11 protein-coding genes are annotated in these 12,891 nt (G+C 56.1%); 5 read left to right on the top strand and 6 right to left on the bottom strand.

What is annotated here, in order from left to right; translation table 11 throughout:
* Window positions 1-104 precede the first annotated feature (104 nt).
* Together AC53L6_RS23280 and AC53L6_RS23275 are read right to left on the bottom strand one after the other, a co-directional pair.
* Window positions 105-1,751, bottom strand: a complete 1,647-nt coding sequence (locus AC53L6_RS23280) for a sulfatase-like hydrolase/transferase (protein ID WP_496909572.1) — start codon at window positions 1,749-1,751, stop codon at window positions 105-107.
* Window positions 1,748-2,257 carry a MarR family winged helix-turn-helix transcriptional regulator gene (locus AC53L6_RS23275; RefSeq protein WP_299606117.1) on the bottom strand — a complete coding sequence of 170 codons (510 nt, stop codon included), beginning with the start codon at window positions 2,255-2,257 and terminating at the stop codon, window positions 1,748-1,750. Before AC53L6_RS23275 ends, AC53L6_RS23280 begins: the two co-directional genes overlap by 4 nt.
* A gap of 135 nt (window positions 2,258-2,392) precedes the next feature.
* Here AC53L6_RS23275 and AC53L6_RS23270 point away from each other — a divergent pair, with 135 nt between their 5' ends.
* A complete protein-coding gene (locus AC53L6_RS23270; RefSeq protein WP_496909571.1) occupies window positions 2,393-3,448 on the top strand; it encodes a TAXI family TRAP transporter solute-binding subunit in 1,056 nt (351 codons plus the stop codon).
* Between the two features lie 31 nt (window positions 3,449-3,479).
* Window positions 3,480-5,786, top strand: coding sequence for a TRAP transporter fused permease subunit (locus AC53L6_RS23265; RefSeq protein ID WP_496909570.1), 2,307 nt, complete (start codon window positions 3,480-3,482; stop codon window positions 5,784-5,786).
* 264 nt (window positions 5,787-6,050) lie between these two features.
* Here the strand turns inward: AC53L6_RS23265 and AC53L6_RS23260 are convergent, their stop codons facing one another.
* Window positions 6,051-7,343, bottom strand: coding sequence for a regulator of G-protein signaling domain-containing protein (locus tag AC53L6_RS23260; RefSeq protein WP_496909569.1), 1,293 nt, complete (start codon window positions 7,341-7,343; stop codon window positions 6,051-6,053).
* A 711-nt stretch (window positions 7,344-8,054) separates the two neighbouring features.
* Here AC53L6_RS23260 and AC53L6_RS23255 point away from each other — a divergent pair.
* Entirely contained in the window at window positions 8,055-8,675 is a 621-nt protein-coding gene (locus AC53L6_RS23255; RefSeq protein WP_496909568.1) for a TetR/AcrR family transcriptional regulator, read from the top strand.
* A gap of 591 nt (window positions 8,676-9,266) precedes the next feature.
* Complete coding sequence (locus tag AC53L6_RS23250) at window positions 9,267-10,286, top strand: IS110 family RNA-guided transposase (protein ID WP_496909567.1); 1,020 nt, start codon at window positions 9,267-9,269, stop codon at window positions 10,284-10,286.
* 429 nt (window positions 10,287-10,715) lie between these two features.
* On the opposite strand, the gene AC53L6_RS23245 is transcribed toward AC53L6_RS23250, so the two are convergent.
* Genes AC53L6_RS23245 through AC53L6_RS23235 form a run of 3 tightly spaced genes read right to left on the bottom strand, consistent with a single transcriptional unit; the run spans window position 10,716 to window position 12,317 of the window.
* Window positions 10,716-11,063, bottom strand: coding sequence for an EamA family transporter (locus AC53L6_RS23245; RefSeq protein ID WP_496909566.1), 348 nt, complete (start codon window positions 11,061-11,063; stop codon window positions 10,716-10,718).
* 9 nt (window positions 11,064-11,072) lie between these two features.
* Window positions 11,073-11,633, bottom strand: a complete 561-nt coding sequence (locus AC53L6_RS23240; RefSeq protein WP_496909565.1) for an EamA family transporter — start codon at window positions 11,631-11,633, stop codon at window positions 11,073-11,075.
* A 15-nt stretch (window positions 11,634-11,648) separates the two neighbouring features.
* The gene (locus tag AC53L6_RS23235) at window positions 11,649-12,317 is read right to left on the bottom strand and encodes a type 1 glutamine amidotransferase domain-containing protein (protein WP_496909564.1); all 669 of its coding nucleotides are present in this window, start codon (window positions 12,315-12,317) and stop codon (window positions 11,649-11,651) included.
* A 16-nt stretch (window positions 12,318-12,333) separates the two neighbouring features.
* Here AC53L6_RS23235 and AC53L6_RS23230 point away from each other — a divergent pair, with 16 nt between their 5' ends.
* Window positions 12,334-12,672, top strand: a complete 339-nt coding sequence (locus tag AC53L6_RS23230) for a RidA family protein (RefSeq protein WP_496909563.1) — start codon at window positions 12,334-12,336, stop codon at window positions 12,670-12,672.
* Window positions 12,673-12,891: the final 219 nt, after the last annotated feature.

Here is a 12,891-nt window from a genome sequence, read left to right as displayed (position 1 = left end):
TTCGAATGACCGCTACAGGTTAAAAAATTGTGACACCAGTTTAATCGAAGGAGTACTGCTGCTGAGCCAATGTGTTCATTGTTGGGAAACACGCGCCTCGGAATTCAACTATTCCCGGACGGCTCTAAGTCACTGAAGGCTTGCCCTGTCGCACTTAGGTATTCCTTTGCATCCCAGAACCCGATGAGAATTCCATCTTTCGCGGCCGTTTTCTGGCGTGCCAAAACAGCAGGTGTGGCCGTGATCCTCGTGTGGTGACGGGTCGCCCATCTGAGCAAGGCTGCTTTCATTCGCGAGCGCACCTCGACGTGCGTCGGCCCGTCCGAGCGTCCGAGATCTTCAAGTTCGTCCGGATCGTTCTCAAGGTCGAAGAGGACCGGCGCGAACCCTTCACAGGAAATGTATTTCCATCGGCCGTCGAAGATCATGGTCGTGTGGGCATCTTCCTGCGGCACATCGAGCGACGCTGCCATCTCGGACCAGTGATAGTCATGCTCGCTGATCACATAATGGCGAGAAAACCCTTCGGTTACGTGTAAAAGCGGCGTCAGATCGCGCCCTTCGATCACGTGGGGTTTTGGCGCGCAGCCGAGCGCTGTCATGAACGTGGGCGCGAGGTCGATCATTTCGACAAGTGCGTCTGAAACCGTCCCCCGGTTCGCATCGGCCTCAGCGCGAGGGTCCGCGATGATCAGTGGCACTTTGACCGCCATTTCGTGGTAGAAGTCCTTATCCCCCATCCAGTGATCGCCCATGTAGTCACCGTGATCCGAGGTAACGGCGATGATTGTGTTCTCGCTCAGCCCCTTCTCATCCATCCAAGCGAACAGTCGGCCCAGATTGTCGTCCAACTGTTTGATCAGGCCCATGTAGGCTGGGATGACGTGTTCGCGCACATGATCACGCGAGAAACTGCGACAGACGCGGGCGTCGAGGTAGGCGCGCATCAAAGGATGATCGGTTTCGCGTTCGGCATCAGACCGGATCGGATCAACAATATGCGTCTCGTCATACATGTCGTGATAGGGTGCCGGAACGATATAGGGCCAATGCGGCTTGATATAGCTGAGGTGGCACATCCACGGACGGCCGTCTGCCGTGGCCTCTTCCATGAAATCCATGGCCCGGTCCGTCATGTAGGCGGTTTCCGAATGCTTCTCGGGGACGTTGGCAGGAAGACGGGAATTCTTGAGCAGCCAGGCCGACAGGAGCTCTCCACTCTCGTCTACGCCGGAATTGGCAAAATCTTCCCAAGGATTGTCGCTGTCGTAACCATGGGCTACGAGGTAGTCGTCATAGGCAGACCATTGTTGACGCGGGCTATCGGGATGAAGACCATCGTCACGCTCGAATGGCTCGAAGCCGCATTCTGACCGATGCACTCCGATTTCGCTTTTCGGATCGATACCGAGCCAAGCCATACCTTCTTTGTCGGCGATCATGTGGGTTTTGCCGACCAGCACAGCACGGGCACCGGCCTGGCGCAGGTGATCGCCCAGCGTGGGTTCACCGACCCGAAGCGGCATGCCATTCCAGGTTGACCCATGGCTGCGCACGTAACGCCCTGTGTAGGCGGACATGCGTGACGGCCCACAAACGGGCGATTGGACATAAGCACGATCAAAACGCACACCGCGCTTGGCCAGCGCGTCGATATGGGGCGTGTGAAGATGGGGGTGTCCGTAGCAGCTTAGATAGTCGAAACGAAGCTGATCTGCCATGATCCACAATACATTGGGTCTATCGGTCATGCCGTGCCCTCGGTCGCCGGACTGAGTGATTTCGGGTCTTCTACGAACTGCTCGAAACGGTCGATCAGGCCGAGGAATACGTCGAGATCGGCTTCGGAAAACGCAGTTGAAAGAGCAGCCCGCCGCTGTGACATGATCACGGATGTTCCCTCAAAAACGGAGCGCCCAGCAGCTGTCAGCGCGACCAAAGACGTCCTGCGATCCGTTGTGCCTGTTTTGGTTGCGACATAGCCCTTCTCAATCATGGCCGGGATGGTGCGGCTGATCAGGGCGTGATCTGTTCTCTGGATGGAGGCCATCTCTGTCACTGTCAAAGGACCGGCCTCTGCCAAATCCCAAAGAACGCGCCACTCGGTAATCGACAGATCTCCTTTGGATTTGAGCAAACGCTTGGCTTGCGTGCGGGAGGCCAACGCCGCCGCCTGTAGACGACCAAACAGGTTACGTTCCTGTGTGAGACACCGCGCTTTGTAGCGATCTACGCGATCATTCTGGGCTGTTGTCATGGGTCCTCCTGCCGGCAATAAAATCAGCAATTATTTTACGTGACAAGTCACATAATCTTTGCAAACCTTAGGCCGGAGCCCCGTGACAAGCGGAAATACTGTGCGCCCGCAAGCGCACCGTTCAGGGAGGAAAAAATGATCAAGACATCCATCGCGGGAGCGATACTGGCGTTGTTGCCCGCTGCAGCTTTCGCTCAAGCGACACTGACTGCGGAAACCACCTCGCCGGGGTCTACACCACATTACATTGACACAACGCTTGCCGCCGTTCTGGACGCGGACGGTGTGGCGACAATGCAGATCACCGAAGGGGCCACGCTGACGAACTCGGTTCAGGCTGTTGCAGAAGGACAGCTTGATATGGCGCCTGCGCCGCTGATCTTGCCCTTTCTCTTGTCGCGCGGAGTCGGCCCCTATTCAGGCGTTGGTGCCGAAAAGGGAGCGGAACTCGCGGGTAACATTCGGGCATTGTTCTTCTCGGCCCCGTCTGCCCAATTGTTCGGTCACTACAATAGTAGCGCGATTCAGGGGATCGAGGATATTGAAGGCAAGCGCATCTACAATGGCCCGCCACGCGGTGCCGCTCTGACAACGGGTCGGGCGGCAATCCAGCTTTTGTCCGGTTTGAAGGATGGCGAAGGCTATGAGGGCGTCCAAACACCCTGGCCCGATACGGTTTCGACGATTACGGGTGGTGCGGTCGATGGCTGGACACTTCCCGAAGGTCTACCGTCTGGACGTCAGATTGCGATTGCTGCCGCTGGCGGCACGACAGTTTATGATATGCCCTCCGAACTGCTGAACAGCGAGTTGGGGCAACAGATCGTCAACGCGCCTGGCAACGCGCCATACTCGATCCCAATCGAAGAATACCGGGCCGCCTACACAGGAAACGACATCACAATCGTGACTGACGATGACACGTTCGACACGTTTGCCTTGGCATTCGCCCAGATCGTGCCCGCGACGATGGACGAAGACCTCGCCTATCAGATTACCAAATCATACCTCGCCGGGCAGGAAAGGTTCGAAACCGGCTCGCCCCGTGGCCCTTATCTTTTCCTGAGCTTCGGAGACATCGACGGCACAAGTCAGGGTGTTTGCGGTGCCGTGACGATGAAGCTGCACCCTGGTGCCGTCCGCGCCTATGAGGAAGCGGGGCACAGCATCGCGGATTGCGTAAAACCTTAAGGTCTCCGGCAATTCGCAATAGGGTCCGGTCATGAACGATACGACCAAGATAAGACCAAAGGGGCAGCGCATCGCGCTGCTCCTCGCATTTTTGCTCGTCTTGGTCGGCATGGTGAACACGCTGCCGGAGATACCGGGACTTCAGATCTGGGCGCGCGAGCTCACCGGCATTCGGTTTTTCCGTATCTCGGGCTTTCCAACAGAGTACTTTTTCCCGCCGCTCTTCGTGCTGATGATGGTGATTGTGGCACTTGATGGGAGCTTGTACCGAACTTGGCGCGAGGCGCATCCCAAACGGGCCTGGCTTGGGGCCGCACTGGACATCGGTCTGGTCGTGGCAGCGCTTCTAGGGGCTTTGGGGTTTTGGATCGAAATCGACTCTGTCTGCTTAATCGACCAGATCACAGGCGAGCGCGCACGCCTGATCGAAGACGCCCTGAACAGGTCCGCAGGTTTGATCCCCGGCTTGACCCTTGAGGCTGAGGTACCCGCCTGTCAGGCCCGGCTTGGGATCTGGAGCTTACCGCTGCTCTTTACCATCATCCTGCTCTTTTTCTTATATAATATCCGGGTCTGGGGCCTGCCGCTGGTCATCGTGGCCAGCATGGTCGTGCTTTATACCGTTGTCACCGCGCTGGTATGGGTGTTTGACCTGAGCGACAATAATTTCTTGCTGACCAAGTTGGGGGCGGATGGCGGCGACGCCTTGGCTGCAGCGGTGCAAAAGGCGACGAATGTTTTCATAACGCCGGATGGGTTTATGGGCCGCTTCATGGACATAATCATAAACCAGGTCTTTCCCTATGTGGTGCTGGGCGCACTGTTTGGCGCGTCAGCAGGCGGCACTTCGCTGATTAAGCTGGCGGTACGGGTGACGCGCAGTTTAAGAGGTGGCCCCGCGCATGCTGCCATCGTCTCATCGGCGATGTTTGGCACCATCACTGGCGGCCCTGTAACCAATGTGCTCTCTACGGGTCGGCTCACCATTCCGATGATGCGACGCAACGGGTTCTCTCCTCAATTTGCGGGAGGGGTCGAGGCGGCAGCGTCCTCGGGCGGACAGATCATGCCGCCGGTCATGGGCATTGCGGCCTTCGTACTGGTGGCGCTGACGGCTGTGCCCTACACCAAGGTGATCACTGCGGCCTTCATCCCTGCAATTGCATTCTTTGTTTCGATCTTTCTCGCCGTGATGTTTCAGGCTCGACGCGAAAACGTTGCGCCGATGCGGGACATTCCAGGCGACTTGATCATGGGACGACAGGATTGGCGCAACCTTTGGATCATCTTCCTGCCGATCCTGACAATCCTGTTCCTGCTTCTGGGCAACAAAGACACGATCAGTCAGGGTTGGATGACCTCGCTGCTGCCACAGGTGGTGGTGCAAACGATTGTAAATGCAGCCGGCGATGCTGTCTCGGCGGGATGGTGGGCCGTCGCCTTCCTACTCCCGCTGATGTTCATAGATCCCGAGACCCGAGCACAACCAAGCAAGGTTCTGACCGCGCTCGGGGAGGGCGGCATTCTGATCTCGCGCCTTTTCCTGCTCCTGTTCGCGGTTTCAATCATCGCGGCATTCCTGAATGAAAGCGGCCTGACGGGCGAACTGACCCGCGCCGTGACATCCTGGTTGGCCCAGGTCACGTCGGTTAGCGTGTTCGGATTTGAGATACCCATCACGGGCGGCGTCTACCTTATGCTGGCGCTGCTTTGTGCCATGCTCTGCGCGATCCTCCTCGGCATGGGGATGCCGACGGTCCCGGCCTATGTAAACGTGGCGTTGTTGCTTGGCCCGCTTCTTGCCCAGCTTGGCGTCAGCTTCTTCACCGCCAATATGTTTGTATTCTATTTTGCCGTCGCCTCCGCCATCACGCCGCCAGTTGCGGTGGCCGCCTTCGCGGCAGCGTCGATTACCCGGACCGAGCCGATGCGTACAGCCTTGTCTGCCGTTCGGGTCGGCATCGTGATGTTCACAATCCCCTTTGTGTTTGCGTGGTATCCCGAACTGCTGCTCATCCCTGAGGCCGTCACGATCACAGACGAGAACGGGCGGCGCGTCCTTATGGATGGGTATACGGAAAACACCGATTTCGGCGCGCTTTCAATACTACTTTGTCGCCTGCTGGCAGCGCTCTATCTGCTCGCCTCTGCGCTGGCGCGTTTTGACCAAGCGGCTCTCAGGTCGTGGGAAGTGTTCCTACGTATTGTCGCAGCCATCCTCATTCTCTGGAAAGCACCTGTTGTGATTGGTGTGGGTGTTGCGCTCTCCATTCTGCTGGTCTCAGTACATGTTTTTGCGACCTCGAAAGCCGACAAGAAGGCACGGAACAGCGCTTAGCTGAGGTTCGTACAAATTGCAGCATCCGGTAAATTGGGCTCATTGCCGACCTCTGCCGCGTGTGACACCAAGGGCACCCCCCAGCCCAAAGCCGGCATTAGGTAGGGATGCTCGAGCGGGCGAGTCGCGGGGCAATCCGGCCGTTCGCCGCATTTTGGCTATTGTACCTCCAAATTCTGTAGAAATAGAGATGCGGGCCAGCCTTTCGGCTTTCGTTCGAAAGTGCCAGCACGCAAAAGATCACTTGGCAATACCCCGCGGGGTTCAGCCGTCGGCGGCCTCTGGTGCCTTAGACACTTTCCTAGGCTTTTTACCGTCTTTCTTACGGATCATCGTATCTCTGATTGCCCCTAAAATATGACTCGCGCTCTGAAACTTGGACTTACTTTTCTGTTTCTTCAGCTTTTGGTGCAACTTCTTTGACGACATCAATGCGTGATCTTCGCCTTTTTTGATCAGAAGCAGCGCAATCGCCTTGAGATCTTCTGTGTCTTCATTATCGATGTCATGGAGTTTAACAAACGTCTGCCAATCTACCTTGGGAACCAGAGAAATATCCAAGTCTGTACGCGTGCCGCCGTCGGCTTGAACTGGCGTATCTCCCTGTGCAGCAGCATCGATCGCCTCATTTTTTTGAGGTTTCTCGGCTTGCGCCTTGCGCTTGGCATAAGCAGCGATTTCTGTGGCAACCATTTTTTTGGTTATGCCTTTATCGACGGTTACAGCTGCGATGCTCTGAGCAGTATCCAGCGCAGAGACCATTTTTTGCTTATCGCCCTGTAGTTTCGCCTCAATAAACTGCTTCACAGCGATCGTGAAGGACCCATTCGCCCACATCTTCTTCTGCCAGTCTTTTACAGCAATTCCGTCGTCGACAAGTTTGGGCTTCTCGTTTTTTGTATCGCTCGAGGCGGGCCCTTTCGCAAACCCATATTTGACAAGAACCTTGTTGAAGATGTTAGGCGTGAGCTTGCTGCCTTCGGCCTTCAATATTTTGACTGCTGCGGTCCTCGTCCTATCCTCGCCGTAGCGTTCGAAGGCGGTAATGTAAGCTTTCATTACTTCAGCATTTTTGAATTGAAAATGCTCTGCGGCCTGTTGCCAAAGTGGCGGCGCAGTGGGATCCACCAAATTATACGTTGGGCTCGAAAGATCCTCGGGTTTGCCGCCGTTCGCAACATGATGCTTTTTGAATTGCTTTGAGCCCCAGAATTGAGTCAGCTTTTCACTTGTCAAATTTCCGGCGCACATGGACCTAAACGATTCGAGGATGTCTACCCAATCGGGATGCTGCCAGTATTGAGGGTCTTCTTCCGCTTGCCCTGCAAGGGCATGCGCTGTCGCGAAAAGGCCGCCGGGAACATTTACCTGCTCTGCACTTCCCTCCCTAATGAATCTTTCGTATACGACCTTTGGCTCGTGTGGCGCCAAGTACATGTTAATGTTTTCGTCAGCCATCACGCCTTTAAGGAAGTCTTGAAAAACGCCCAGAAGTGCCTTGTCCCGGACAATCGTTTCTATGGTGTCAGGATAGGTCTTTTCTCCAAAACCGATCATTTACTGTTCTCCTATTTGAGATCGCTTCTTAGTTGATACGCCCCAGATCAGGAGAATAATCCCGCCCTGTGCGCTTTTTCGCCCATGTGTTCTAACGTTGGAGTGAACGCAAAACAGACAGGGATGCTGAATGTGTTTGATGATCTGGTGAGACCGGACGCATGGAACGCGTTGACATGTCAGAGTGCTCGGTCCGTCCTGCTTCAGGCACGCGCTCCGCGGCATGGGGCACATCAGGCTGGCTCATCGGCGGTATTGAGTCGGTTCTGCAGACCAGCTTGTTCCAGACGTGCAAGACAAGAATTTCCAGGTACGTCGAGCGCACAGCCAGAAACGTCAGCTCCAAGCGAGCGCCGAATGCCAATTCCACTATCTCTGCATGCTTCCGAATCCTTGAGTGTGGCGGTGCAGAAGTACTATGGTTCACAACGTCCGGATAACCTGTCAGGCCTCTGACCGAGGCGAATCCAACGCCAGTGTGACCATCACGAAACCTTGTATTGGCAAGCCTAGCAAGCGGAGGCCAGGACTGGGGGAGCGCGGCAAAGATAACAGAAGGTGTCGTCTTTGCGCGTTTGTGGTGGTGCAAGAGAGTTGCTAGGTTTTTCACGACATAAAACTCGGTTTAGTTGTAGCCACGCTGAGCTACACCGCTCTACGGAAACCGACTACTCGCGTCTTGATGAGTGACCAAAACAAGGAGCAAGATAGATGAAAGCCAACAGGGCTATGAGAAAAAGACCGGCACAGAAGCGCTCAGAGGATACTGTTCATGTCATACTCGAAGCCTCTACTCAGGTTTTGGACACCCCACGTGAGGCGTCTGTTACCACGAATCACATCGCAGAGCGGGCGGGTGTTTCGATAGGGTCGCTCTATCGGTACTTTGCGGACAAGCAAGGCATCCTGACCGCTGTGGTGCGGCGAGAAGCTGAACGACAGGAAAACCGCACAAGCTACGTAATCGACAACTGGTCTGGGCATGATGGTGACGATCTGATCCGGCAAGTCGCCGCAATCGGTGTCCATAGCTTTCACGGACGCAGATGGGTCAGGGGGTCCTTACACAAGCATTTGCAGGAAAAAGACAGATTTGCGCGTGAGCTTCATGCACTCAGATATCGCATATCGCTTCGTCTCGAAAACAAGCTGGTCGAACACCAGCCGAACGCCTATCGCATACTCGATGATGCCCAACGTCACGCAATGTTGGGCGGATGGAGTGGCATAATAAATGCTGCGGTGAAGTATTCACCCCATGACTTTGACGCTGACGCGCTAAAGAGCCAACTCGTCAATCTGGTGAATGGGTACGTTCGCAAGAGCAATTGAAATCCGATTTAAGGAAAAAGATACAATTCTTCTCGGGCACTCTTGAAATCTAAAATAGAGAACTGGCTTTCAAACTGACCACAACGGCCGATCTTTCACCTTGGTTGAAAGAGCACTTCCGCGCCGTACACAATTCACTTCTCGCTGCCGCCTTGACTACTCAGTTTTGAAGCGGAATGCAGACACATAAATCTATCTGCGTCGGAAACGGTGTCTGTTGGGGACATGCCGATGCTTGTGCTTAAGTTAACAGTGACGTCATTCTCTCTACTCTAGTTTGCTTCACCGGGTTGGCTTGGAGAAAACCATATTCCTTGGAAACATGCACGATTGTCCGAGTTTCCTGTCTCCTTGCGGCGTCCTTAAGCAGTCAGATGCAGCGAATTTCGTGCTGCGCGCGCGCAGCGAGATCATGCGATGTACAAGTTCGGCTCTCTGCTGCCATCGGAGTCGGCACAGCATTGCCCCTTGCCCCATCTCAAACGGATCTCGCGCAGGGCCCAAACCGGATGAGGTGGATGGCTCCTGCTCGACCGGCATCGAACGTGCCAAAGTGCAGTTGTCAACGACTGCTAGGAAAGGAGCCACCCAATGACAGTTAAGACAGTCGGCCTCGATCTGGCCAAGGATGTTTTTCAAGTGCACGGCATTTCGGAGAACGGTCGAGTGATCTTCAACAAGGCCATAAAGCGCGCAAAGTTGCTGACCTTCTTTGAGACACTCCCGCCCTGCAGGGTCGGCATGGAGGCTTGTGGGTCGTCCCATCACTGGGGCCGCCAGCTGCGCAAGCTGGGTCATGATGTGAAGCTCATGCCTGCCGGTTACGTCAAGCCATACGTGAAGCGTGGTAAGAATGACGCTGTCGATGCCGAAGCAATCTGTGAAGCGGTTCGACGACCAACCATGCGGTTTGTCGAGATCAAGACAGAGGAACAGCAAGCCATTCTATCTATTCACCGCACTCGAGACCTAGCCGTTCGGCAACGCACCCAGATCGCAAACATGATCCGCAGCCTGTTGCGCGAGTTCGGGCACATCTTGCGAATTGGGATCGAAGCGGTGACGGCTTTCGCAAAGCGCCACTTGAGTGGCGATCGCCCGGACATGCCTGAGATCGCCAATGGTATGCTCGGCATCGAATGCTATCAGTTCATCGGTTTGAACGAGCGCATCGAAGGCTATTCCAAGATGATCGAGCAACACGCGCTACTCAATACGGATGCGCGCAGGTTGATGCGCATGCCTGGCATCGGACCGGTCACCGCCTCAGCAATTGTCGCGACGATCGGTGACGCGCATCAGTTCCGGACAGGACGTGACCTGGCTGCCTGGCCGGGCCTCACGCCGCTCAACAAGTCGAGCGGCGGCAAGGAGAAACTGGGCAAGATCACCAAGAAAGGCGACCGGTACATACGAAAGCTGCTGGTCGTGAGCATGACTTCGCGGGCAGTTATGGCGAAGCGCTCGCCCGAGAAGGTCGATCTTTGGACCGCAAAGATAATCGCGGACAAGCCGTTCCGGCTAGCAACCACTGCGATGGCAAACAAGGCAGCAAGGATCATCTGGGCGATGCTCACGAAGAAACAGGAATACCGGCAGCCTGCGTTCTAACCGCGCCGACTGCCCACGAGATGCAAGACGTTGAAGTGATGATGCGGAAGTAAGTCAACCAAGAGCAAGGACACTCCGGGAATGGCAGTGGCCCTCTTCTAAGGCCGATAACCCGATTGGAACCTCGCTCGCGGAATTCATCATGGCCAGCGGAACACCACCGCACAAACAGGCCAGACAGACGACGGTACTGACGAAAACGACCGCAAAAAATCGCGAGAAAACTCTTGCAATGCAGGAGCCACCCACAGATGCCATTGACCGAGTCTCCTCATCGCTGCGGTGCGGTCCGTCCAGGGAGACATTCGCTGCGCTTGCTAAATCAAATGATTGGCGAACTAGCAGATCGCCGACAATTCACTCTCTCGCTGCGGTCCTCCAAAGGGCGGCTCCACAAAGACATTCGCGGCGATTCTTCCAACATTGGCCTCATTGCGTTCGCGCCGCACGGAGAACGGTCAGCAATCCCAGACCAAGCGCCATCAGACCGAAGATCTGTGGCATAGAAAGAGCTTCGCCCGTCAGGGGCAGTCCGATCAGGAGGGCAAAGCCCGGTACCAGTGCAGGGAAGGTCGCCGCTTGAGCGGCCCCGAGCAGACGCACGGAGGTCGCAAAAGCGATCATCGCAATGACGCCGGACAGCAGCCCCTGCACGCTGACCTGAGCCACCAGCATAGCCGGAGACAACTTCATCAGCGCATCGGGTCCGCGAACAATAAGATAAGCCGGGACAGGAGCGACAAGCCCCGCAATGCCGACCACAGCGGTGACATCCATAGCAGGAAGCTACCAGCGTTGCTGAAGGTTCGCAAACGTAGCCCACGATAGGCCGGCGAGGATAAACATCGCGTCACCGACCACGGATGTGCCGGACAGGCCCCACTCCAAACTGATGATCAGGGCGAGACCCAACAGTATGATGACCACGCCAATCATACGTTGAGACCCGAGCTTTTCCTTAAGTACCAGGCGGGACAAAGCGAGACCGCCCAAGGTCAATGACGCTGGCACAAGAACAGAGCCGTGGGCGAGCGGAGTGAACGCATAGCCGCCCACACTCAGCAGTACGAACGGTGTACCGAGCAAGACTGCGACGCTGATGGCCTGTCCGACAGTCATACGCGGGCGCAGCCCATCATGTCGGGCCAACACGATCGCGATCATCACAGGACCGGCCACCAGATAGCGCAACGCGGCAACATCTAACCCGTCTAGCCCCGCCGCCACACCCGCACGAGACAGGGCAAGATAGGCCCCCCAGATGGCGGCAGCACTCAAACCCGCGACGAGCCCAAGCCGTGTACCGGTGGATCTGTGCGCGGCGGTTGGCGACAAGACAAGCGACATCTTTACATCTCTCTCTCAAGCCGCAGCGCCGGAGAGGGTGGCCAGAAGGGCCAGGACCGCTTTGGCACCTGCTTCGGAGGATTGCGGGTTCTGGCCGGTGACAAGGTTGCCGTCCGTGACCGCGTGCTCCGTGAAGTCGGTGGCATTGTCGATTGTCGCGCCAAGGTCGCGCAGCCGGTCTTCGAGCAGGAAGGGCACAACGTCACTGAGATCAACGGCATCCTCCTCTCCATTGGTGAACCCGGTCACCCGGCGGCCAGCCACGAACGGCAGGCCATCCGCCTTGCGTGCGCCGACCAGGGCCGCGGGTCCATGGCATACAGCGCCAATCGGCTTGCCCTCTTCATCGAAGGCCTCGATCAACCCAGCCAGCGTTGTGTCATCCGGGTATTCCCACATTGGTCCATGCCCTCCTGGGAAGAACACGGCGTCATAATCGCCGGCATCGACGTCTGACAGTTTGAGAGTGTTTGCCAGAGCAGCCTTACTTACGTCGTCCGCCTCAAAGCGGTGGGTGGCATCAGTCTGCCACTCGGGCTCGGCACTTTTGGGGTCGATGGGAGGATGCCCGCCTGCCGGTGAGGCAAGCGTTACACCTGCGCCTGCGTCGGGAAAACGTAGTAAGGGGCAGCGAACTCTTCCAGCCAGAAGCCGGTATTGCTGCCCGTATACCCCAGGGGTCAAGACCGCCAACGGCTTTTTGTACGTCTCAGGCCAGATCCCGTACGTGAATGTAGCCATTCCGGATCATGCCAACGATGGCGTGAATGACATTCAGGATCAGTCCAAAATTGTTATGGAGAACCTGAGGGCAGTTCTTGCCGAAGCAGATTATGACTTTGACGACGCGGTCAGAGCAACCGTTTATATGTCCGACATTTCGCTTTATGGTGGTTTCAATGAGGTCTATGGCACTTACTGGGGCGAGACTGATATGCCACCTTCACGTGCTGCAGTCGCCGTCAAGGAACTGCCAGGTGGTAAGCCCGGTGCGCCAGTCTTGGTTGAAGTTTCGATGGTAGCCTACAAGAGCGAATAGCAGCTAGAGGCAGCTCCGGTTTCACTGCCCCGGCGCTGCCCAAACCCGGAGCTGGATGCGGAATTGGAAATTGGAAGAAGATATGCAGTGCGTGATGCGAAGTTTGGACTAGGGTCAGGACCCATTGATTTTCGCCTAGTGGCGTGATTCACGGTTCGAAAACGAGCGGTGAATATGTCTGACCTTTTCTGGCTCACGGATGCGCAGATGACGCGTCTT

Source organism: Tateyamaria sp. LSS28, from assembly GCF_059611725.1.
This window is presented reverse-complemented; position numbering and strand designations above follow the sequence as displayed.